Genomic DNA, 22136 nt, shown 5'->3' with positions numbered 1-22136 from the left:
GAGCGTGGACGTGGAGAAGGAACCGCCGCGCCGGGGAGAGCTGCGCATCTACCTCGGCGCGGCGCCCGGCGTCGGCAAGACCTACGCCATGCTGGGCGAGGCGCGGCGCCGCCTCGACCGCGGCACGGACGTCGTCGCCGGGCTGGTGGAGACCCACGGCCGGGCGAAGACCGCGGCGCTGCTGGAAGGCATCGAGACGGTGCCGCGGCGGCGGATGACCTACCGCGGCCGCGACTTCGAGGAGCTGGACGTGGACGCGGTGCTCGCCCGCGCCCCCGAGGTGGCCATTGTGGACGAGCTGGCGCACACCAACGTGCCCGGCTCGCGCAACGAGAAGCGCTGGCAGGACATCGAGGAGCTGCTCGCCGCCGGGATCGACGTGCTGTCGACGGTGAACGTGCAGCACCTGGAGAGCCTGAGCGACGTCGTCGAGCGCATCACCGGCGTCGCGCAGCAGGAGACCGTGCCCGACGACGTCGTGCGCCGGGCCGAGCAGGTGGAGCTGGTCGACATCACGCCAGAGGCGCTGCGGCGGCGGCTCGCGCACGGCAACGTCTACCCGGCGGAGCGGATCGACGCCGCGCTGGGCAACTACTTCCGCACCGGCAACCTCACCGCACTGCGCGAGCTGGCGCTGCTGTGGGTGGCCGACCAGGTGGACGTGGCGTTGCAGCGCTACCGCGCCGAGCAGCGGATCACCGACACGTGGGAGACGCGGGAGCGGGTGGTCGTCGCGATCACCGGCGGCCGGGAGAGCGAGACGCTGATCCGGCGCGGCAGCCGCATCGCCACCAGGGCCGGGGCGGAGCTGCTGGTGCTGCACGTCCTGCGCGGCGACGGGCTGTCCGCGCTCGGGCACGTCGAGACCGGCCGCTACCGCAAGCTCACCGACCAGCTGGGCGGGACGTTCCACACCGTCGTCGGCGACGACGTGCCGACCGCGCTGCTGGACTTCGCGCGCGGCGTCAACGCGACGCAGCTCGTGCTGGGCACGTCCCGGCGGTCGCGGGTCGCGCGGCTGTTCGACGAGGGCATCGGCGCGTCGGTGGTGCAGCGGTCCGGGCAGATCGACGTGCACATGGTCACCCACGACGAGGCGGGCGGGCGGCTGCGGTCGTGGCTGGGCAGGCGCAGCCCGCTGGCGCCGTCGCGGCTGCTGGCCGGCTGGGTGCTGGCGTTCCTCGCGCCCGCCCTGGCCACGCTGACCGGGGTGCTGCTGCGCCGGGAGCTGGACTTCTCCACCGACGTGGTCGACTACTTCCTCGCCACGGTGGTGGTCGCGCTCGTCGGCGGGCTGGGGCCGGCGCTGGTGGCGGCGCTGCTGTCGGCCGGGCTGCTGAACTTCTTCTTCACCGAACCGCTCTACACACTGACCGTGCACGCGCAGAGCAACGTGATCACCCTGGTCGCGATGGTCCTGGTCGGGGTGCTGGTCGCGCTGGTCGTGGACCGGGCGGCGCGGCGGGCGACCCAGGCCGCGCAGGCGCGCACGGAGGCCGCGTTGCTGGCGTCGTACGCGCGCACGGTGCTGACGAACGCCGAGCCGTTGCCGCGGCTGCTGGAGAAGGTGCGCGAGAACTTCGGCATGGAATGCGTGGTGCTGCTGGAAAAGCGCGGCGGGAAGTGGCAGGCGGTCGAGCACGCCGGCGTCAACCCGTGTGGCAAGCCGGACGAGGCCGATGTGGACATCCCGGTCACCGCGGACGTGCACCTGACGTTGCGGGGCCGGGCGTTGCCCGCGGCGGACCGGCGGGCGCTGGAGGCGGCGGCCGGGCAGGCGCTGCTCGCGTTGCGGCAGCAGCGGATGGCGGCGGCGCAGGCGGAAGCCGAGCGCCAGGCCGAGGCGACCCAGCTGCGCACGGCGTTGCTGTCCGCGCTGGGCCACGACCTGCGCACGCCGTTGACCTCGATCAAGGCCGCGATCGGCAGCCTGCGGGCGCAGGACATCGACCTGTCGCCGGAGGACACCGAGGAGCTGCTGGAGGCGGCGGAGGAGTCGACCGACCGGCTCGCCCGGCTGGTGAACAACCTGCTCGACTCGTCGCGGCTGGCGGCCGGGGCGGTGCGGACGCACCTGCGGCCGGTGGGCTACGACGAGGTGGTGGCGCACGCGTTGTCGAATGTGGACGGTTCGGAGTCGGTCGCGGTCGAGGTGGACGAGCGGCTGCCCGCGGTGATGGCCGATCCGGGGCTGCTGGAGCGGGTGATCGCGAACGTGCTGGACAACGCGTTGCGGCACGGCGGCGGTCCGGTGGCGGTGCGGGGTTCGGCGTACGCGGAGTGGGTCGAGCTGCGGATCGTGGACCACGGGCGCGGGTTGAAGAAGGGGACAGCGGAGGCGGCGTTCGCCCCGTTCCAAAGGCTCGGGGACCGGGACGCTACGCCCGGGGTCGGGCTCGGGTTGTCCGTCGCGAAAGGATTCACCGAGGCCATGGGTGGCGTGATCCGGGCGGAGGACACGCCTGGTGGCGGGCTCACGGTGGTGGTGGCGCTCAAGGCGTGCCAGGCTCCCGACGTGGTGCCGGTGGTGCTGAAGGAGGTGGCTCCGTGACCGAGCAGACCGGCACGGTACTGGTGGTCGACGACGAGCCGCAGATCGTGCGCGCGCTGCGGATCAACCTGACCGCGCGCGGGTACAAGGTGGTGACCGCGCACGACGGGGCGGCGGCGCTGCGGGCGGTGGCCGAGACGAAGCCCGATGTCGTGGTGCTGGACCTGGGGTTGCCGGACATCGACGGGACGGACGTGATCACCGGGCTGCGCGGGTGGACCACGGTGCCGATCATCGTGTTGTCCGCGCGGGGTGAGTCGCCCGACAAGGTCAAGGCGCTCGACCTGGGCGCGGATGACTACGTGACGAAGCCGTTCGGAATGGACGAACTGCTCGCCCGGCTGCGCGCGGCCATGCGGCGCTCGGCGGTGCCGTCGGCAGAGGGCGAGGCGCTGATCGAGACCGAGTCGTTCACGCTGGACCTGCTGGCGAAGAAGGTGCACCGCGACGGGGTCGAGGTGCACCTGACCAAGACCGAGTGGGGGGTGCTGGAGCTGCTGGTGCGCAACCGGGGCCGGTTGGTGGCGCAGAAGCAGCTGCTGCGGGAGGTGTGGGGCCCCGGTTATGAGAACGAGTCCCACTACCTGCGGGTCTACCTGGCGCAGCTGCGGCGAAAGCTGGAGCGGGAGCCGTCCCGGCCGAGGCACCTGATCACGGAGCCCGGGATGGGGTACCGCTTCGAAGCCTGAGCCCCCGGCTCCGGCGGGAGCGGCTACCCCGCCGCGGGGAGCGGTCGCCTCCGGGGGATCCGCCCTGTCAACATCCGGCGACTTCCGTACCAGGGCAGAGATCCGGGCGGCGCCCGATGTGCCCGCGCGCTCCGGGCGGCAGCCTCGGAGGCATGCTCAAGAGTTGGCGGCACGCGGCCGTCTGGTTGCACATCATCACCTCCGTCGGCTGGATGGCCGAGGCCCTCACGTTGTTCACGCTCATGCTGATCGGCTCGGGCGGGGATCCCGGCCGCCGGGCGAGCGCGATGTCCATGGCCCACGCCATCGACCTGCACCTGCTCGCCCCGTTGGCCAACGCGTCCGCGTTCACCGGGTTCCTGCTCGCGGCCGCGACGCCGTGGGGCTTCTTCCGGCACTGGTGGGTGTTCGGCAAGTTCACGATCACCGTGGTCCAGTTCAACGTCGCCATCATCGTGCTGTCCCCGGCACTGGCCGACGCCGAACAGGCGGCACTGGCGGGGGATCCGTCGCCCGCGCCGTGGGGGCTCATCGCGGGCACGGTGCTCATGGTGAGCGCGATCGCGTTCCAGGCCTGGCTGTCCGTGGCGAAACCGTGGAAGCGCACGCCCTGGGCCGGCGCGGCGAAACCGCAGACCGGTCCGGTGTGGGTGTTCGTCGCCGCGGTGTGCGCGCCGCTCGCCGACGCCGCGATCGGCCTGGTGCTGGGCTTTCCGATGCCGCTGCTGTCGGTGATCGCGCTGGTGACGCGGCTGGTCAGCCGGCGGCGATCAGTCCTGCCCGCTCGGGCTCGGGCTACCACTGCCGCTTGACGTCGAGCTCTCGTCGGTCGTGCTGCTCGGCGGCGTGGTGCTCTCGCCGGTCGAGGTGGTCGGCTCGGTGGTCGGGGTGCTGCTGCTGGTCGACGGGGTGCTCGACGGCGGCTTCGGCGTGGTGCGCGTCGCGGTGGTGTCGCTGCGCGGGGGAGTGGTCGTGGTGCCCGGCGGGAGCGTGGTGCCGGGCGGGATGACGGTGCCGGGCGGCAGCGGCGTGCCGGGCGGCAGCACGATCGGCGCCTCGCCGGAGCCCTCGGCCGGCACCAGCGTCACGACCTGCGTCCCGTCCGGGTTGGTCGTCACCACGGCCGTGCGGGTGCCCGCGGGGATCGCCACGCCGTCGACGGTCACCGGCGTCTGGCCGGGCGCCGCGTCGCCGGGGATGAGCTGCGCCCCCGAGGTCGAGTTGGTGCCGCCGGGCACCGCGACTTTGGGCGAGTCGCCCGGCGCGATGATCGTGGCCAGTCCGCCGAACGCGGTGGCGAGCACGACGCCGCTGACCGCGAGCAGCACGTAGCCGCTGCGCTGGCTGCGCGAGGCGGAGTCGCGTGGCGGGGACACCTCGGTCCGACGACCCACGTGGGCCATGTGACGCTCCTTGACTGGCGGGGAACCGGCTTGAGCACATCCGGACGGGTGAGCCCGAATGGTGGCGCCTGCCGGGGAGATTAGCACTGGGAGTGAGTACCGATCTGTCCAGGAGCACCGGCATGATCACCCTCCGCAGTCCCAAAGCTTCCGGCAGGATAGGGGACGTGACGGGTGAAAAGGACGCCGTCCGGCTCACGGCGTGGGTCGGCGGACGGGTTCAGGGAGTGGGTTTCCGCTGGTGGACCAGGTGCAGGGCGCTGGAGCTCGGCCTGGTCGGCAGTGCGCGCAACCTCGACGACGGGCGTGTTCGGGTATTGGCGGAGGGTAGTCGGGACAACTGTCAGCAGCTACTTGACACCCTTCGCTCAACATCATCACCCGGTCGTGTGGATCAAGTCGTCGAGCACTGGTCGCCTGCGCAGGGCGGGCTGGACGGTTTCGTCGAGGAGTGACGCGTGGGGCGCGTGAGCACAGTGGGGCTCGCGGGGACAACACGCCCACGGGCATGACCGGGACGTTCACCGGCCCCCGATAGACTCCGTGGATCACCCAGGCGTTGAAGGGTCCCGCCACGTGCATCTCAAGAGCTTGACGCTGAAGGGCTTCAAGTCCTTCGCCTCGGCTACCACCTTGCGGTTCGAACCGGGCATCACCTGCGTCGTCGGCCCGAACGGGTCGGGGAAGTCGAACGTGCTCGACGCGCTGCGCTGGGTGATGGGCACGCAGGGCGCGAAGGACCTGCGCGGCGGCAAGATGGAGGACGTCATCTTCGCCGGCACCTCGGGCCGCGCCCCGCTCGGCCGCGCCGAGGTCACGCTGACCATCGACAACGCCGACGGCGCACTGCCGATCGAGTACAGCGAGGTCTCGATCACGCGCCGGATGTTCCGCGACGGCGCCAGCGAGTACGAGATCAACGGCAGCTCGTGCCGCCTGCTGGACATCCAGGAGCTGCTGTCGGACTCCGGTATCGGCCGCGAGATGCACGTCATCGTCGGCCAGGGGCAGCTGGCGCAGATCCTGGAGTCGAAGCCGGAGGAGCGCCGCGCCTTCATCGAGGAGGCCGCGGGTGTGCTCAAGCACCGCAAGCGCAAGGAAAAGGCGCTGCGCAAGCTCACCGCGATGCAGGCGAACCTGGACCGCCTCAACGACCTGACCGCCGAGCTGCGCCGCCAGCTCAAGCCGCTGGGCAAGCAGGCCGAGATCGCCCGCAAGGCGCAGGCCGTGCAGGCCGAGCTGCGGGACTCGCGGCTGCGCCTGCTGGCCGACGACCTGGTCACGCAGCGCGAGGCGATCGCGCGCGAGGAGGCGGACGAGAACGCCGCCCGCGCCCGCCGCGCCGAGGTGGAGCAGGCGCTCGAACTCGCCGGAGCCGAAGAGGCCCAGCTGGAAGCGATGGTCGCGGAGGACGCGCCGCGCCTCAACGCCGCCCAGGACACCTGGTTCAAGCTGTCCGCCCTCGGCGAGCGGCTGCGCGGCACCGTGCGGCTGGCGGTGGAGCGGCAGCGGCACCTGTCCGCCGACGTCGAGACCTCGACGGGCGGCCGCGACCCGGAGGAGCTGCTGGCCGAGGCCGAGCAGGTCGCCGAGCGCGAGGCCGAGCTGAACGAAGCGGTCATGATCGCGCGCGAGACGCTCGCCGAGGCCGTGCTGCGCCGTGAGGAGCTGGAGCACGAGGTCCAGGCCGCGGAGAAGGCCCACATGGCCGCGGTGCGCGCGATCGCCGACCGCCGCGAGGGCCTGGCGAAGCTCACCGGCCAGGTCGAGGCGCTGCGCAGCAAGAACAGCGCGACCTCCGACGAGATCGACCGCCTCACCGCGGCGATCGACGAGGCCGCGGCGCGTGCCGAGCTGGCGGTCGAGGAGCTGGAGGAGGCCCGCGCCGAGGGCGGGGTCGAGGAGTCCGACGACGCCGACCTGCAGGACCGGCACGACCGCGCGGTCCAGGCGAACCAGGCCGCCAAGGCTCGCGTCGAGGAGCTGGTCAAGGCCGAGCGGCAGGCCGAGCGCGAGATCGCGTCGGAGAAGGCGCGGGTGGACGCGCTGTCGATGGGGCTGCGGCGCAAGGACGGCGCGGGTGAGCTGCTCGGCGCGAGCGACCAGCTGCCCGGGCTGCTCGGGTCGGTCGCCGCGCTGCTGTCGGTCGAGACCGGTTACGAGGTCGCGCTCGCCGCGGCGCTCGGCCCGGTCGCGGACGCGGTCGCGGTGCAGGGCGGCGACGAGGCGATCGCGGCGCTGAAGTTCTTGAAGGACAACGAATCCGGCCGCGCCGGGGTGCTGCTCGGCGGTGCACCGTACACAGTGGACACCTCGGCGTGGCCGTCGCTGCCGGACGGCGCGCGGTGGGCCCGTGAGGTGGTCACCGCGCCGGAGCCGCTGCGTCCCGCGGTGGAGCGCGCGCTGGACCGGATCGCCGTGGTGGACACGCTGGAGGCGGCGCGGCAGCTGGTCGCGGCGCACCCGGAGGTCAGCGCCGTGACCGCCGAGGGCGACGTGTTCGGTTCGCACTGGGCCGTCGGCGGCTCCGGCCGCAGCGAGAGCGTCATCGAGGTGCAGGCCGCGGTCGACGAGGCGCGCGACCGGCTGATGGCCGCGGAACGCCGCCTGGAGCAGACGGCCGCCGAGCTGGAGGGCGCTCACGCCGAGCAGCAGGCCCGGCGCGAAGAGGTGGCCCAGGCGAAGGAAGCGCTGTCCGAGGCGAAGGTCCGCAAGGCCAGGTCGTCGGAGCGGCTGAACCGGTTGCAGCAGGCCGCGCGGTCCGCCGAAGCCGAGGTGACGCGGCTGCGGGACCAGCGGGCGAAGGTCGAGGCCAGCCGCGAGCAGGCGCTGGCCAGCCTGGCGGAGCTGGAGGAGCGGCTGGCCGCGGTCGCGGAACAGCCGGTGGACGAGGACCCGGACACCAGCGCCCGCGACGAGGCCGCGGAGCGGCTGGCGGCGGTGCGCCAGGAGGAGGTCGAGTCGCGGCTGGCGCTGCGGACCTCCGAGGAGCGGGCCCGCAGCATCGCCGGCCGGGCGGACTCGCTGCGCCGGGCCGCACACGCGGAGCGCGCGGCGCGGGAGCGGGCCGAGAAGGCGCGGGCGGCGCGGGCGCGTGGCGCGGAGATCGCGGCCGCCGTGGTCGACGCGGGTGAGCTGGCACTGGAGCGGATCGAGCTGTCGGTGCAGCGGGCCGCCGCCGAGCGCGACGAGGCGCAGGCCGTGCGCCAGCAGCGCGAGGCCGCGCTCACCCAGGTGCGCAACAAGGTTCGCGAGCTGACCCACGAGCTGGAGAAGCTGACCGACGCGGTGCACCGGGACGAGGTGCTGCGCGCCGAGCAGCGCCTGCGCCTGGAGCAGCTGGAAACGAAGATCGCCGAGGACTTCGGCATCGGCCTGGAGGACCTTGTCGCCGAGTACGGCCCGGACGTGCCGGTGCCCCCGAGCGCGCAGGAGATGGCCGAGTACGAGGAGGCCAAGGCGAACGGCGAGCAGGTGAGCGCCCCGCCGTCGATCCCGTACGACCGCAGTACCCAGGAGCGGCGCGCGAAGCGGGCCGAACGGGACCTCGCGACGCTGGGCAAGGTCAACCCGCTGGCGCTGGAGGAGTTCGCCGCGCTGGAGGAGCGGTACAAGTTCCTGTCCACCCAGCTGGAAGACCTGAAGGCGACGCGCAAGGACCTGCTCACGGTCATCAAGGAGGTGGACGACAAGATCCTCGAGGTCTTCACGTCCGCCTACCACGACGTCGCCCGCGAGTTCGAGACGGTGTTCTCGGTGCTCTTCCCCGGCGGCGACGGCCGGATGGTGCTGACCGAGCCGGACGACATGCTCGCCACCGGTGTGGACGTCGAGGCCCGCCCGCCGGGTAAGAAGGTCAAGCGCCTGTCGCTGCTGTCCGGTGGCGAGAAGTCGCTGGTCGCGGTCGCGATGCTGGTCGCGATCTTCCGCGCGCGCCCCTCGCCGTTCTACGTGATGGACGAGGTCGAGGCCGCGCTGGACGACACGAACATGCGGCGGCTGATCGGCCTGCTCGAGCAGCTGCGCGAGTCCTCGCAGCTGATCATCATCACGCACCAGAAGCCGACCATGGAGATCGCCGACGCCCTCTACGGCGTCAGCATGCAGGGCGACGGCATCACGAAGGTGATCAGCCAGCGCCTGCGCCAGGAGGCGTAAGACCTCCCGGCTGCGTGAAGTGTCTCCCGCCCGGCGGGCGGGAGACGGGCGCCGCTCAGTGGTCGTTCACGAAGTTGCGGGACGTGAAGATCTCCTGCGGGCCACCCAGGAAGAAGACCGTGATCTTCGTTCCTTCGGGAAGGTTGTACTTGCCGCCCTCGGACGCCCGGTGCGCCACGCAGGTGCCGTTCCCGCCGGCTCCCAGCCGTTGGCCGGCGGGTCGACGGCGGCGGAAGCGGTGCCCGTGCAGATCTGTGAGCGAATCCACAAGAGAATTGTTCAACGATCAGCTCTGACCACCGGATCCCTCGAAAGTGTCCGTTTCGATCACTCCTGCCCGGCAATAACCCTCAGTGTCTGATCCGTAACCACCCATGTGGCGCTAGACACACTGACGCCACCAGGCGCTAAGTTCAGAAATCGTTTACTCGCGCTGCGGCGCGGCGGTCCGTCCAGGCTGGGGGTCCCCACTGTGCCCGAAAGTTCCTTTGTCGCGCCCAAAAGCCGCTCCGTGATCGTCGTGCTCGGGCTGGTTCTCGCGCTCGTGGTCGGTGTTCCCGCCGGTGCGGCGCCGGCTCCCGGAGTGAGCGACAAGGGACCCGTGGGCTGGGACGTCTACCGATCGATCGACGGGCTCGCCCGGATGCGGCCCGGCGAGCAGGTCAAGCAGTTCTCCAGTTTCGACCGCGCGGGCAACAACGACGACGGCTTCGTGGGCACCTACTCGTGCCTGCGCGAGGAGGCCAACGGGGACTGCCTGCTCGCCGACGCGCGCGGGCCCGGCGAGGTGTCCTCGATCTGGTTCACCTACGAGTCGACGTCGGTCGCCGCGATCGGGCGGATCAAGATCGAGCTGGACGGCAAGGTCGTGCTGCAGGGTTCGTTGCAGGACATCGTGAACGGCGCGAAGGGCGCGCCGTTCGTGTGGCCGCTGGTGGGGAACTCGGCCGACACCATGGGCGGCGCGGCGATCAAGGTGCCCATGCCGTACACGACCTCCATGCGGATCACCACCGAGAACAACCCGCACTTCTACCACGTCACCTACCGCCAGTTCGCCGACGCGGCGGGGGTGCGCACGTTCAACCCGGCGGACAAGGCCACGGACGTCATCCAGCGGCTGCGCGGGTTCGGCGTGCGCGACCCGAAACCGGCGGCGCCCGGTGCGCGGGTCCAGTCGGCCGCGGTCGACGTCCCGGCCGGGTCCGCCCTCTCGATCCCGCTCCCGTCCGGCGCGCGGCGCATCACGCAGCTCAACCTCCGGCTGCCGCAGGTCATCGCGGCCCCCGGGATGTCCGACGACGGCCGCGCGTACGGCCAGGGCGGCAGCTCGTTCACCGCGACCGTGGCGCCGGACAACGACGGCGTGCGGATCACCCGCCGCGTCGACGCCGGCATCGGCGAACAACGCGCGGACCTGCTGGTCGGCGGGCGTCCGGCCGGCCAGTTCTACAGTGGCCCGGCCCGCGCCGGCGGCGGCTGGCTGGACCAGGTCGTCGAGGTGCCGGCGGACCTGACCCGCGGCCGGTCACAGGTGCAGGTCGCGACCAGGTTCGTCTCCTCCGCCGAGGACGTCAACGAGTTCCGCTACGAGGTGCACAGCAAGGTCGGCGGGCAGTGGGTGCGCACCGACGTGCTCGACCTCGGCCACAACCACCCCAACGAGGAAGCCGTGCACGGGTACCGGGTGGACGGTGAGCGGTGGGCCGGCCTGCGGCGCTTCCGCTACCCGGCCGACCCCGGGCAGGCGACGGCGTCCGAGGCGGTGCTGGAGGGCCTGCGGCTGCGGCTGACCTTCGACGGGCAGACCACGGTCGACGCCCCGGTCGGCGAGTTCTTCGGCTCCGGGCTCGGCAAGTACGCGTCGCGGACGCTGCTGCACGCCATCGACACCACGGAGAACGGCGCGTTCACGGCGTGGTGGCCGATGCCCTACGCCCGCAGCGCGGTGGCGGAGCTGGTGAACAGCTCGGGCGTGCCGGTCACCGGGGGCAGCCTGGAGGTGACTTCCGCGCCGGACTCGGGCGTGACCGCGGGCCTGCGGGACGGCACCCTCGGCTACTTCCACGCGACGCACCACCGGGCCGAAACGGTGTCCGGTAAGGACTGGAACTTCCTCACCGCGCAGGGGCGGGGCGTGTTCTACGGGGTCACCTCCAGCATGCGCGGCGGCATCCCGCCGGGGCAGAACCAGCTGAACTACCTCGAAGGCGACGAGCGGATGTACCCGAACGGCTCGGCCAGCCCGGCGATCCACGGCACCGGGTCCGAGGACTTCTACGAGTCCGGCTGGTACTTCCAGGACGGCCGCGACGGCGGGGTGGAAGGCGTGCCGTACGCGATGCCGCAGGCGGGGCTGGTCAGCCGGGAGGACGCGAGCGACGGCTGCCAGTACGTGTGCCTCAACGCCTACCGGCTGATGATCGGCGACGGGGTGCCCTTCGGCAACGGCATCGAGTTCGACATCGAGCACGGCGACCGGTCGTCGATGCCTGCCGACTACAGCTCGACCGCGTACTGGTACGGGCAGAGCACGCCGTCGATGAGCCAGAGCGACGTGGTCGAGGTCGGCGACGACGCGAGCCGGTCGCAGCACGGGTATTCCGCACCGGGCGAGACGCGCGAGTCGCTGACGTCGACGTTCGAGGGCAAGCGGGACCGCACGCCGGTCACTGGGACGACGACGGCCACCACCCAGCCGGTGACGTTCACCGCCCGGGTGGACCAGGCCAATGGCGGCTTGCGGTTGCACCGGGTTTCCGACCAGGCCCAGGCGTTCCAGCACGCGCGGGTGTTCGTGAACGACCGGCTCGTCGGCGAGTGGTACCAGCCGCTGGGCAACACGCATTCGCGGTGGCTGGAAGACAGTTTCGACATCCCGGCCTCAGCGACGGCCGGGCAGACGTCGGTGCAGGTGCGGCTGGAGCCGGTCGCCGGCGCGCCAGCCTGGTCGGCGTCGCGCTACACGGTCTTCTCACAGGGCGCGCCGACCCAGCCCGCGCAGGACTGAACCCGTGACCGTGCTGGGTGATCACGCGTGACCTGATCGCCGTTCAACCGCCGTAGGCTCCCCGGCGAGGGGGTGGGCGGATGAGCGACGCCACCGACATCGACAAGGCCGAGTACGACAGCCTGCGTGCCGAGAGCCTCTTCCACCAGACCAACGCCAGCGCGATCTTCGGGCTCAACCTCGTCGGGATGGGGATCGGGATCACCGCTTCCACCCGCATCGACGGGGCGCTCGCCGTCCTGGCCGTGTTCTCGTGCGTGCTGTGGTCGCGCTATTGCGACCACCTCATGGCGGTGTTCCGCATCGCCGCGTACGTGGACCGGGAGTTGCGGCCGCGGCTGGTCGCGCGGCTCGGCGACGGGGTTCTCGGCTGGGAGGCCTTCCTGCGGGCGGAGCGCGCGGGCAAGCGGGACCACCTGCCGCGCTTGCCCTCGACCGACTCGCGGATCGGCTTCTTCGCCGCCTTGCTCGCCTTCCTCCTGCCGCCGCCGCTGCTGTGCGTCGTCTTCGTGGTGCAGCGCTACCCGGCGTCCGCGGGCGCCGGCAGGGTCTTCCTCCTCGCCGGCGTGGTGCTCGCCGCGCTGGTCTGGGTGCACGCGATCGTGCGCGGGTACCGCGTCAACAGCTGGATCAGCCGCACCGACCGCTGGATCGGCGCTAGCTGATCGGCGCTGAACCGTCCCATTCGGACAGTGGTGCGCAGTGCCAGCGCCACTTCGTCAGCCTCGGGTGGCCCGGCAGGGACGCCCGCCCGTTGGCCCACAACAAGGTGGGCCACGGGTCGGTGTCCATCGGCGTCCACGGGAACAGCCGGTACAGCGCGGCGGCCGCCAGGCGGGGCGTCGGCGAGAACTCCACGCCCAGTCCTCGCGCCGCGTCGGCGGTGTGCACCAGCAGCTCGTCGCACGCCATGGCCGCGAAACCGGACGCGTCGGCGATGCCCCACGGGTGCCAGCCGCGGGCGTCGGGCGAGCTGGTCGCGACCACCGCGGCCAGCACCTTCGCCGTCGTGCCCAGCGTGACCACCAGCTCGGCCGGCTCGGACTCCGGCCGCACCTTAGATTCCATGGTCGACAACTCGACCGGCCCCGCGGCGAGGTCGTAGGAGTACCAGTGCACGCAGTCGGCGATGTGGGCGACGACCTGCGCGACCGTCATGTCCATCTCCGGGACCGCCGCAGACCAGTCGCGGTGCAGTTGCCCCGACAGGAACTCCGCGCACTCCTGCGCGGTGGACAGCAGGGCGTTCGCATCCATCTAGACCGGCTCCGGTTCCTTCGCGGCCGTGGTGTCCGGAGTGCGGTGCCGCAGGGACAGCGCGCCGCCCACGACGAGCGTGATCAGTACGCCGAGCAGCGTATACCACGGGAACGCCAGCACGACCGGCTTCGCTCCGGGCGCGGGCGGGATCTTCACCGCGAGCACCACGACCGCCATCACCGCGACCGTCACCACGAACGCGATGATCGCGTCCAGCTGTCGCGCCCGCTTGACCCACATGCCGAGGAAGAACGCGCCCAGCATCGCGCCGTAGGTGTAGCCGGTGATCGACAGGCCCTGCTCGATCACCGGGTTGTTCCGGTTGCTGAAGAGCGAACCGAACACCGCGAACACCACCGCCCACACCAGGGTCCAGATCCGGCCGTGCCGCAGCAGCTTCGAATCCTCTGGCTGGCGCTTGGTGAACCGCTGGTAGAGGTCGGCGACCGTGGAGTTGGACAACGCGTTGAGCGCCGAGGCCAGCGCGCCCATCGTGGACGCGAGGATCGCGGCGATCAGCAGTCCGGCGACGCCGACCGGCAGCTCGCTGGTGATGAAGTTCGTGAACACGTCGTCGCCCTTCACGCCCAGCTCGGGCAGGGTGCGGAACCCGTTGTGCGCCCACAGCATCGCGCCGACGAACAGGAACAACGCGAACTGGATCGTCACCGCGACACCGCTGCCGATCAGCGCCTTGCGGCCGTCGGCGACGCTGCGGCAGGCCAGGAACCGCTGCACGATCAGCTGGTCGGTGCCGTGCGAGGCCATGGTGAAGATCGCGCCGCCGACCACGGCCGTGACGAACGCGTACTGGCTGGTCAGCAGGTGCAGGAAGTCGAAGTTGAAGTCGAACAGCCGGAAGATCCCGGCGTCCGCGGCGCGCGAGGTCCACCCGTCGGGCAGCTTCCCGGCCAGCACGATCATCGCGATGATCGCGCCGCCGATGTAGACCGACAGCTGGATCACGTCCACCCACACGACGGCCTTGATGCCGCCGACCAGCGCGTAGATCACGGTGAGCGCGGTCAGCACCACCACGATCTGCCAGTACGACGTGTGCAGCCCGAAGTGCTTGAGGATGACCTGGATCGGGATCGCGCCCGCGAACAACCGCACGCCCTCGGCCAGCAGCCGCGTCACGATGAACGCCACCGACGACACACCCTGCATGGCCGAGCCGAACCGCTCGCCGAGGAACGCGTACGCGGTGGTCTGCTGTCCCTTGAAGTAGCGCGGCAGCAGCACGAACGACACCAGCGTGCGCCCGATGATGTAACCGAACGGCAGCTGCAGGTAGGTCAGGCCGTTGTAGTTGCCGGACGCCGCCCAGATCAGGCCCGGCGTGCTGATCACGGTGAGCGTGGAGGTCTCGGTGGCGACGATCGAGAAGCACACCGCCCACCACGGCAGGCTGCGTTCGCCGATGAAGTAGTCCGCCGCCGAGCGCTGGCGCCGCCCCACGAGCACGCCGATCGCGGGCATCGCGGCCAGGTAGACCACGATGATCGCCAGGTCAACTGGGTGCATCAGGCACTCCTATCGGTTGGTCCGGGTGAGCCGCTACCCGCAGACGGGTGACGGTCACCGGATGTGGAGCGGGCATCGACAGCGGGTGCGCGCCCGGGGTGATGCTGCCGAGCAGCCGGGGTCCGCGCGCGCCCGTCGCGTCCGGCAGGTTCGCCGGGACGCCGTGCCAGGTGAGCCAGCCGAGCAACGCGGTCAGGTACGCCTCCTTCGCCTCGCGGGGCAGGCCGAACTCGTCGCTCGTCGCCAGCCGGGCGCGGGGCAGGTGCCGCGCGAGCGCCCGCATCAGCGACGGGTTGTCGGCGCCGCCACCGGAGACGATCACGGTGGTCGCGTCCGCGCAGGCGCGGGCGATCGTGACGGCGGTCAGCTCGGTGAGGGTGGCGAGCAGGTCCTCGTCGCGGACGTCGAGCCCGTCGGTCGCGGCCCGCAGGTAGCCGGCGTGGAACAGTTCCTTGCCGGTCGACTTCGGTGGCGGGGCGGCGTAGAAGGGCTCGGCGAGGAGGCGGCCGAGCAGTTCCTCGTGAACCCGCCCGCGGGCGGCGATGGCGCCGTCCAGGTCGCTGCTCTGGGCGCCGCCGGTCACCTGGTGCGCGGCGAGATCGAGCAGGGCGTTGCCCGGGCCGGTGTCGAAGGCCTGCACGCCGTCCGCCCGCACGACGGTGACGTTCGCGATGCCACCGATGTTCAGCGCGACGGCCGGGGCCAGGTCCCGCAGCCACAACGCGTCGAGGGTGCTGGCCAGCGGAGCGCCGTGCCCGCCGGCGGCGATGTCCCGGACGCGCAGGTCGGCGACCACCGGCAGCCCGGTCCGTTCCGCGATCCAGGCCGGCTGCCCCAGCTGCAGGGAGCCGCGGGCGCGGCCGCCGTCGACCCAGTGGAAGACGGTCTGGCCGAGGGAGGCGACCAGGTCCGCTGCGCCGGACAGGGTGCTCGCGGCTTCGGCGAAGGCCTGCCCGACCCTGGTGTCCAGGCGCGTGACCTGCTCGACGGTGGTGCCGGACGGCGGGAGCGCCGCGAGCAGCTCCCGCCGCAGGTCGCCGGGGTAGGGGACCGAGGAGTGCCCGAGCGGGACGAGCACGACCTCGTCTCCGGACGCGGTCAACTCGGCCAGTGCCACGTCGATCCCGTCGACCGACGTGCCGGAGATGAGCCCGACGACGCGCATGACCGAGTGGTCTAGTCCTTTTTTGACCGGAGCGCAAGGCATCCGGTGAGTTTTTGTCCGCGAGGGGTGTCCTGCCCGGTCAACCGGCAGATGCGAGGATGGCCACGTGGCGGAAAACCTCTGGTTCTGGATCATCCTGGTGGTCGTCGTCCTGCTGGCGATCCTCCTCATCACCGGTCTGGTCTTCGCCCGCAGGCGGCGGATCAGCCTGACCGAGGCGGAGCCGGAGCGGGAGACCAAGCCCCCGAGAGGTGGGAACTACCAGGCCGGCGGCGGCATCGCCCTGGCGCCTGGTGGTCAGAAGACGGAGACGGCCGAACCGCCCGAGCACCCCGCCGGTGAGCGCACCGAGGTGGACGGGCAGCCGGGCGTCGGCGACGACGCCTCCGTGCCCCGCGACTCGCCGCGCCGGGGCATCGTCGACGTGGGCCTCCCGGAGGCCGAGGCGCCCGCGCCGCCGACGCAGGTCCCGGCGACGCCCGAGGTCCCGGCGACCCCCGAGGTGCCTGCCGCGCGTGAGCCGGAGAAGGCGGCGGTCGCGGTCGAGGAGCCGGAGCCGGTCTCCGGGCGGATCGAGCGGCTGCGCGGGCGGCTGTCGAAGTCCCGGTCGATGTTCGGGCAGAGCCTGCTCGGCCTGCTCGGCGCCGGTGACCTGGACGAGGACTCGTGGCAGGACGTCGAGGACACCCTGCTGATGGCGGACCTCGGCGCGGCCACCACGACGGAGATCGTGGAGACGCTGCGGACCGAGCTGACCGCGCGGGCGGTGCGGACGTCGGCGGAGGCGCGCACGGTGCTCAAGACCGTGCTGACCAATGCGCTGCACCCGGACTGGGACCGCTCGGTGCGGGCGCTCGCGCACACCGTGGACGGGACGAAGCAGCCGGCCGTCGTGCTGGTCGCGGGCGTCAACGGCACCGGCAAGACCACGACGACGGGCAAGCTCGCGCGGGTGCTGGTCGCGCAGGGCAGCGAGGTCCTGCTGGGCGCCGCGGACACCTTCCGCGCGGCGGCGGCCGAGCAGCTGCAGACCTGGTCGGAGCGCGTCGGGGCCGAGGTCGTGCGCGGCAAGGAGGGCGCCGACCCGGCGTCCGTGGCGTTCGACGCGGTCAAGCGGGGCGTGGACGCCGGCGTCGACGCGGTGCTGATCGACACGGCGGGCCGCCTGCACACCAAGACCGGCCTGATGGACGAGCTGGGCAAGGTCAAGCGGGTCGTCGAGAAGCAGGCCAAGGTCGACGAGGTGCTGCTGGTCCTGGACGCCACGACCGGGCAGAACGGGCTGATGCAGGCCCGCGTTTTCCGGGAGGTCGTGAACGTCACCGGGATCGTGCTGACCAAGCTCGACGGCACCGCCAAGGGCGGCATCGTGTTCCAGGTCCAGCGGGAGCTCGGGGTGCCCGTGAAGCTCGTCGGACTGGGCGAAGGGCCGGACGACCTGGCGCCCTTCGAGCCGGCCGCCTTCGTGGACGCCCTGCTCGGATGATCTTGCCTCATCCGGTCGGGTGAGAAGATCGGGAACGCTGTACAAGCGAGGTCAGAGCAGTCCAGGATGGGAGGGCGCGCCGCTGGGGAGGCGGCGCGCTCTTTCACTTCCCGGGGGTTCTCGCAATGTTCCGCGCCGCGCTCGTCGTCTGCTCCGCCTTGCTGCTCGCCGGCTGCACGGTCACCGTCGGGGCGACCCCGTCGCTCAGTCAGGAGACCGTCGAGCAGGGGATTTCCGACACGGTCCTCAGGATGGTCGGGCACCGGCCGGAGGCGGTCGATTGCCCGGACCCGCTGGCCGCGCAGCCGGGTAACACCGCTCGCTGCGTGCTCACCGACGGGGGCAAGCGCTACGGCGTCACCGCGACCGTCACGGCCGTCGCGAACGGCGGCGCCGACTACCGGATCCAGGTCGACGACCAGCCCCTCGAAAACCCCTGGTTCGGCTGATCAGGCGCTCTCCGCGAGGTGCGTCGACAACGTCGCCGCCGTCGCTTGGACCAGTGGCGCGATCCGCGAGACCGCCTCGCGGGTCAGGCGTCCGGACGGGCCGGACACCGAGACCGCCGCGGGGGCCGGTGTTCCGGTGAGCGGGACCGCGATGCACCGCACCCCCAGCTCCTGCTCGCTCTCGTCGACGGCGTAACCCTGTGCCGCCACCTGGGCCAGGTGCGCCAGCAGCTCGTCGGGGTCCGTGAACGTGTGGTCGGTGTACGCGGGCATGCCCGTGCGGCCCAGCAGCGCCCGGACGTCCTCGGCGGGCAGCTGCGACAGGATGGCCTTCCCGACGCCCGTGCCGTGGGGCAGCACCCGCCGGCCGACCTCGGTGAACATTCGCATCGAGTGCTTCGACGGCACCTGCGACACGTACACCACCTCGTCGCGCTCCAACACGGCCAGGTTCGCCGTCTCCCCGGTCGCCTCCACCAGCTCCGCAAGCAGCGGACGTGCCCATGTGCCGAACTGCATGCTCGCGTTCTCGCCGAGCCGGATCAGCCGCGCGCCCAGCGCGTACTTCCGGTTCGTGTTCTGCCTCACGTAGCCGAGCTGCACGAGCGTGCGGATCAGGCGGTGGATCGTCGGCATCGGCAGGCCGGACGTGGCCGCCAGCTCGGACAGGCTGGCCTCGCCGCCGGTGTCCGCCAGCCGCTCGAGCAGCTCGAACGCGCGACGCAGCGACTGGACCCCGCCGTCTCGTCCTGCCTTCTCCTCGGCCACCGCGACTCCTCACATTGAGCTTCCGCTATGTAGAAACTATAGTCCGGGATGTAAAAAACCGAACCGCAAGTCTTCTTGGGAGTGTTCCGCATGGCTGACGTCCAGGTGCTCGGTGGCTCCGTCGAGCGAGGCGACGAGATCCTGACCCGGGAAGCGCTGGACTTCCTGGCCGGGCTGCACGAGAACTTCGCGGCTCGCCGTGACGAGCTGCTCGCCGCCCGCTCGAAGCGGCGCGAGGAGGCCAAGCGCACCGGGCGCCTGGACTTCCTCCCCGAGACCAAGGAGATCCGCGAGGGCGACTGGCGCGTGGCCGAGGCGCCGCCCGCCCTGCGCGACCGCCGCGTGGAGATCACCGGCCCGACCGACCGCAAGATGACGATCAACGCCCTGAACTCGGGCGCGAAGGTGTGGCTGGCCGACTTCGAGGACGCCAACACCCCGCACTGGCACAACGTCGTCGGCGGCCAGGTCAACCTGTACGACGCGATCCGCGGCACCATCGAGCTCGACTCCAACGGCAAGCACTACGAGCTGCGCAAGGACATCGAGCTGGCGACGATCGTGGTCCGCCCGCGCGGCTGGCACCTCGACGAGCACAACCTGACCTTCGGCGGCCGCAAGGGCGTCGGCGCACTGGTCGACTTCGGGCTGTACTTCTTCCACAACGCGAAGGAGCTGCTCGAGCGCGGCAAGGGCCCGTACTTCTACCTGCCGAAGATGGAGAGCCACCTCGAGGCCCGGCTGTGGAACGACGTGTTCACCCACGCCGAGAAGACGCTGGGCATCGAGCACGGCACCGTCCGCGCCACCGTCCTGATCGAGACCATCCCGGCCGCGTTCGAGATGGAGGAGATCCTCTACGAGCTGCGCGAGCACGCCTCCGGTCTCAACGCCGGCCGCTGGGACTACCTGTTCAGCGTCATCAAGTACTTCCGCGACGCGGGCGAGAAGTTCGTGCTGCCGGACCGCAACAGCGTCACCATGACCGCGCCGTTCATGCGTGCCTACACCGAGCTGCTGGTGCGCACCTGCCACAAGCGCGGCGCGTTCGCGATCGGCGGCATGGCGGCGTTCATCCCGAGCAAGGACCCCGAGGTCAACGAGAACGCCTCGAAGAAGGTCCACGCCGACAAGGCGCGCGAGGCGGGCGACGGCTTCGACGGGTCGTGGGTCGCGCACCCGGGCATGGTCGGGCTGTGCAAGGAGGAGTTCGACAAGGTCCTCGGCGACAAGCCGAACCAGCTCGACCGGCTGCGTGAGGACGTGTCGGTGACCGCCGACCAGCTGCTCGACGTCGCGAGCACCGAGGGCGGCGCCACCGAGGCCGGCCTGCGTGGCGCGGTCGACGTCGGCGTCCGCTACATCGCGTCCTGGCTGGGCGGCAACGGCGCGGCGGGCATCCACAACCTGATGGAGGACGCCGCGACCGCGGAGATCTCGCGCTCGCAGATCTGGCAGTGGGTGCAGAACGGCACCCAGCTCGACAACGGCCAGAAAGTCACCCGCGACCTGGTCAAGTCGGTGCTGGACGACGTGCGCAAGGAGCTCGACGGTCAGGTCCCGGCGGACCTGCTCACCCCGGCGGTCGAGATCTTCGAGGAGGTCGCGCTCGCCGACGAGTTCGTCGACTTCCTGACCCTGCCCGCCTACGAGCGGATCAAGTAACCGTGACCGGACGGCTCACCGGGGACGTGTACGCGGGCATCGACGCCCGGCTGTCCGAAGTGGACGCGCGGGTCGAGGCTCGGTACCCCGGTGAGCCGTCCGGGCGGCAACCGGTGCACACGGTCTACGTGCCCGCGCACCGGTACTCCGCCGACCTGGTCGCGCGCTGGGGCGAGCAGGCCCGCGCGGTGTTCGACGCGTGCGGCGACGCGCTCGGGCTCGACCCGGCCGTGGCCGAGCGGGTGCGGCGCAAGCTGGTCACCGAGCCGATCGAGGACCTGCGCATCGACTTCGAGGACGGCTACGGCCGCCCCGGCGACGACGCCGAGGACGAGGCCGCGGTCACGGCGGGCCGCGTGCTGGCGGCGAACCCGGCCACGCCGTTCTGCGGCATCCGGTTCAAGAGCTTCGAACGGGCGACCCGTCGTCGCGGCATCCGTACGCTCGACGCGTTCCTGTCCGGACTGCTGGAGAACGGCGAGCTGCCCGCCGGGTTCGTGGTGACGCTGCCGAAGGTGACGGCGGTCGAGCAGGTCGGCGCCGCCGCCGAGGTGCTCGGGCACCTGGAGGCGGCCTACGGTCTGCCGGACGGCGCGCTGCGGTTCGAGGTGCAGGTCGAAACCGCGCAGTCCATCGTGGACGGTGAAGGCCGCGTCGCGGTGGCCCGGATCGTCCAGGCCGCCGAGGGCCGGTGCAGCGGGCTGCACTACGGCACCTACGACTACAGCGCCGGGCTCGGCATCGCCGCGGAGCACCAGAGCATGGACCACCCGGCGGCGGACTTCGCGAAGGCGTTCATGCAGGTCAGCGCGGCGGGAAAGGGGGTGCGCCTGTCCGACGGATCGACGAACAAGCTCCCGGTGGGCGACGCGCTGCTGCCGGCCTGGCGCGAGCACCTGCGGCTCGTGCGGCGCTCGCTGGAGCGCGGCTTCTACCAGGGCTGGGACCTGCACCCGCACCAGTTGCCCACCCGCTTCGCCGCGACGTACGCCTTCTTCCGCGAGGGCCTGCCCGCGGCGGCGGCGAGGTTGCGGGACTACGCCACGCAGGTGGACAGCGGCGTGCTCGACGAACCGGCCACGGCACGTGCGTTGTCGGGTTTTCTGTTGCGCGGCTTGGATTGCGGCGCCATCGATGCCGCGGAGGCCGAGAACCTGACGGGCCTCACCCGCGCGCGGTTGGAGAGCTACGCGACCTTCCGCGGCTGACCGAGGAACTCCAGCAGCGTGGCGGTGAGCGCGGCCGGCGCGTCCTCCTGCACCAGGTGCCCGGCGCCGGGGAACAGGCGCAGCCCCGCGCCCGGGATGCGGGACGCCAGTTCCTTGCCCTGCTCGACCGGGATCCACTCGTCGGCCTCGCCCCAGCCGACCAGCACCGGCAGGTCCAGCGAGCCCAGCAGCGGCTCGATCTCGTCGGTGAACCGCTGGTCCGCCTGTGCGATCTGCCGGTAGTACGCGGCCTGCCCCTCGGCGCCGAGCCAGGGCGCGACCAGCTCGTCCAGCACGCCGCCACGCAGGCCTGCCGCGGACGCGGTCGCGGTCTGCGTGCGCACGATCGCTTCGTGCAGGTGCGACGGCAGCTGCTCGAAGACCCGCGGGTTGTCCCGCACCAGGTGGAAGAACGACGTCCCCCACGGCGCGATCGCCACGACGTCCACCAGGGCGAGCCGGTCGAACCGCGCGCCGTGCAGCAGGTGCGCCCGCAGCGAGACGACGCCCCCGAAGTCGTGCGCCACGACCGACGGTGACTCCAGCCCCCAGTGCTCCAGCAGCGACGCGAAGATCTCCGCCTGCGTCCCCAGCGACACGTCCTGGCCGTCCCGCTTCTCGGACCGCCCGTAACCCAGCATGTCCCAGACGAACACCTCGTGCCGCTCGCTCAGCGCCGGCGCGATGTCCCGCCACACGTACGACGAAAACGGTGTGCCGTGCAGCAACACGACCGGCGGGCCCGAACCCGACGAAGCCCAGCGCACGGTCCCGCCCGGTGTCTCGAATTTCTCCAT

18 protein-coding genes are annotated in these 22136 nt (G+C 71.7%); 11 read left to right on the top strand and 7 right to left on the bottom strand.

Going from position 1 to position 22136, the window contains the following annotated elements:
• Positions 1 to 4: 4 nt before the first annotated feature.
• From L2C96_RS13380 to L2C96_RS13370, 3 genes are all read left to right on the top strand, one after another.
• Positions 5 to 2551 (top strand): DUF4118 domain-containing protein, encoded by a 2547-nt coding sequence (locus L2C96_RS13380; RefSeq protein ID WP_237336360.1) that lies wholly within the window; start codon positions 5 to 7, stop codon positions 2549 to 2551.
• On the top strand, positions 2548 to 3240 hold the full coding sequence (locus L2C96_RS13375; RefSeq protein ID WP_020418106.1) for a response regulator: 693 nt from the start codon (positions 2548 to 2550) through the stop codon (positions 3238 to 3240). The genes L2C96_RS13380 and L2C96_RS13375 overlap by 4 nt, the downstream gene beginning before the upstream one ends.
• A gap of 152 nt (positions 3241 to 3392) precedes the next feature.
• Entirely contained in the window at positions 3393 to 4052 is a 660-nt protein-coding gene (locus L2C96_RS13370; RefSeq protein ID WP_237336359.1) for a hypothetical protein, read from the top strand.
• Here L2C96_RS13370 and L2C96_RS13365 read toward each other — a convergent pair.
• On the bottom strand, positions 4011 to 4643 hold the full coding sequence (locus L2C96_RS13365) for a hypothetical protein (RefSeq protein ID WP_157358542.1): 633 nt from the start codon (positions 4641 to 4643) through the stop codon (positions 4011 to 4013). The two genes, L2C96_RS13370 and L2C96_RS13365, sit on opposite strands and share 42 nt — an antisense overlap.
• Positions 4644 to 4765: 122 nt before the next feature.
• Between L2C96_RS13365 and L2C96_RS13360 the strand changes: the two genes are divergently transcribed.
• Together L2C96_RS13360 and smc are read left to right on the top strand one after the other, a co-directional pair.
• Positions 4766 to 5098, top strand: coding sequence for an acylphosphatase (locus L2C96_RS13360; RefSeq protein WP_237336358.1), 333 nt, complete (start codon positions 4766 to 4768; stop codon positions 5096 to 5098).
• A gap of 121 nt (positions 5099 to 5219) precedes the next feature.
• Entirely contained in the window at positions 5220 to 8801 is a 3582-nt protein-coding gene (gene smc / locus L2C96_RS13355) for a chromosome segregation protein SMC (protein WP_237336357.1), read from the top strand.
• A 55-nt stretch (positions 8802 to 8856) separates the two neighbouring features.
• Here the strand turns inward: smc and L2C96_RS13350 are convergent, their stop codons facing one another.
• Entirely contained in the window at positions 8857 to 9069 is a 213-nt protein-coding gene (locus L2C96_RS13350; protein WP_237336356.1) for a hypothetical protein, read from the bottom strand.
• A gap of 243 nt (positions 9070 to 9312) precedes the next feature.
• On the opposite strand from L2C96_RS13350, the gene L2C96_RS13345 reads away from it, so the two are divergent.
• Entirely contained in the window at positions 9313 to 11811 is a 2499-nt protein-coding gene (locus L2C96_RS13345) for a glycoside hydrolase family 172 protein (protein ID WP_237336355.1), read from the top strand.
• An 80-nt stretch (positions 11812 to 11891) separates the two neighbouring features.
• Positions 11892 to 12476 (top strand): hypothetical protein, encoded by a 585-nt coding sequence (locus L2C96_RS13340; protein WP_237336354.1) that lies wholly within the window; start codon positions 11892 to 11894, stop codon positions 12474 to 12476.
• On the opposite strand, the gene L2C96_RS13335 is transcribed toward L2C96_RS13340, so the two are convergent.
• The 3 genes from L2C96_RS13335 to L2C96_RS13325 are packed head-to-tail and all read right to left on the bottom strand — an operon-like array spanning position 12469 to position 15763.
• Positions 12469 to 13068: a maleylpyruvate isomerase N-terminal domain-containing protein gene (locus L2C96_RS13335; RefSeq protein WP_237336353.1), complete on the bottom strand. Its 600-nt coding sequence runs from the start codon at positions 13066 to 13068 to the stop codon at positions 12469 to 12471. The genes L2C96_RS13340 and L2C96_RS13335 overlap by 8 nt on opposite strands.
• Positions 13069 to 14598 carry a sodium:solute symporter gene (locus L2C96_RS13330; RefSeq protein ID WP_020418114.1) on the bottom strand — a complete coding sequence of 510 codons (1530 nt, stop codon included), beginning with the start codon at positions 14596 to 14598 and terminating at the stop codon, positions 13069 to 13071.
• Positions 14585 to 15763, bottom strand: a complete 1179-nt coding sequence (locus L2C96_RS13325; protein WP_237336352.1) for an anhydro-N-acetylmuramic acid kinase — start codon at positions 15761 to 15763, stop codon at positions 14585 to 14587. The genes L2C96_RS13330 and L2C96_RS13325 overlap by 14 nt, the downstream gene beginning before the upstream one ends.
• Before the next feature lie 106 nt (positions 15764 to 15869).
• Between L2C96_RS13325 and ftsY the strand changes: the two genes are divergently transcribed.
• The gene (gene ftsY / locus L2C96_RS13320) at positions 15870 to 17249 is read left to right on the top strand and encodes a signal recognition particle-docking protein FtsY (protein WP_237336351.1); all 1380 of its coding nucleotides are present in this window, start codon (positions 15870 to 15872) and stop codon (positions 17247 to 17249) included.
• A gap of 125 nt (positions 17250 to 17374) precedes the next feature.
• Positions 17375 to 17698, top strand: a complete 324-nt coding sequence (locus L2C96_RS13315) for a DUF4333 domain-containing protein (RefSeq protein ID WP_020418117.1) — start codon at positions 17375 to 17377, stop codon at positions 17696 to 17698.
• On the opposite strand, the gene L2C96_RS13310 is transcribed toward L2C96_RS13315, so the two are convergent.
• Positions 17699 to 18466, bottom strand: a complete 768-nt coding sequence (locus L2C96_RS13310) for an IclR family transcriptional regulator (protein ID WP_237336350.1) — start codon at positions 18464 to 18466, stop codon at positions 17699 to 17701.
• A 90-nt stretch (positions 18467 to 18556) separates the two neighbouring features.
• Between L2C96_RS13310 and aceB the strand changes: the two genes are divergently transcribed.
• Positions 18557 to 20131, top strand: a complete 1575-nt coding sequence (gene aceB, locus L2C96_RS13305) for a malate synthase A (protein WP_237336349.1) — start codon at positions 18557 to 18559, stop codon at positions 20129 to 20131.
• A gap of 2 nt (positions 20132 to 20133) precedes the next feature.
• Positions 20134 to 21339, top strand: a complete 1206-nt coding sequence (locus L2C96_RS13300) for a DUF6986 family protein (RefSeq protein ID WP_237336348.1) — start codon at positions 20134 to 20136, stop codon at positions 21337 to 21339.
• Here L2C96_RS13300 and L2C96_RS13295 read toward each other — a convergent pair.
• Positions 21318 to 22136 carry an alpha/beta fold hydrolase gene (locus L2C96_RS13295; RefSeq protein ID WP_237336347.1) on the bottom strand — a complete coding sequence of 273 codons (819 nt, stop codon included), beginning with the start codon at positions 22134 to 22136 and terminating at the stop codon, positions 21318 to 21320. The two genes, L2C96_RS13300 and L2C96_RS13295, sit on opposite strands and share 22 nt — an antisense overlap.

The sequence above is a fragment of the Amycolatopsis tucumanensis genome (assembly GCF_021654135.1).
GTDB lineage: Bacteria > Actinomycetota > Actinomycetes > Mycobacteriales > Pseudonocardiaceae > Amycolatopsis_E > Amycolatopsis_E tucumanensis.
This window is presented reverse-complemented; position numbering and strand designations above follow the sequence as displayed.

What these genes read in the sequence shown, in the direction of transcription:
- L2C96_RS13360 (WP_237336358.1), top strand. Translation starts at nt 4,766, where the DNA reads ATGATCACCCTCCGCAGTCCCAAAGCTTCCGGCAGGATAGGGGACGTG.
- L2C96_RS13370 (WP_237336359.1), top strand. Translation starts at nt 3,393, where the DNA reads ATGCTCAAGAGTTGGCGGCACGCGGCCGTCTGGTTGCACATCATCACC.
- L2C96_RS13335 (WP_237336353.1), bottom strand. Translation starts at nt 13,068, where the DNA reads ATGGATGCGAACGCCCTGCTGTCCACCGCGCAGGAGTGCGCGGAGTTC.
- L2C96_RS13330 (WP_020418114.1), bottom strand. Translation starts at nt 14,598, where the DNA reads ATGCACCCAGTTGACCTGGCGATCATCGTGGTCTACCTGGCCGCGATG.
- L2C96_RS13315 (WP_020418117.1), top strand. Translation starts at nt 17,375, where the DNA reads ATGTTCCGCGCCGCGCTCGTCGTCTGCTCCGCCTTGCTGCTCGCCGGC.
- aceB (WP_237336349.1), top strand. Translation starts at nt 18,557, where the DNA reads ATGGCTGACGTCCAGGTGCTCGGTGGCTCCGTCGAGCGAGGCGACGAG.
- L2C96_RS13325 (WP_237336352.1), bottom strand. Translation starts at nt 15,763, where the DNA reads ATGCGCGTCGTCGGGCTCATCTCCGGCACGTCGGTCGACGGGATCGAC.
- L2C96_RS13340 (WP_237336354.1), top strand. Translation starts at nt 11,892, where the DNA reads ATGAGCGACGCCACCGACATCGACAAGGCCGAGTACGACAGCCTGCGT.
- L2C96_RS13365 (WP_157358542.1), bottom strand. Translation starts at nt 4,643, where the DNA reads ATGGCCCACGTGGGTCGTCGGACCGAGGTGTCCCCGCCACGCGACTCC.
- L2C96_RS13295 (WP_237336347.1), bottom strand. Translation starts at nt 22,136, where the DNA reads ATGGAGAAATTCGAGACACCGGGCGGGACCGTGCGCTGGGCTTCGTCG.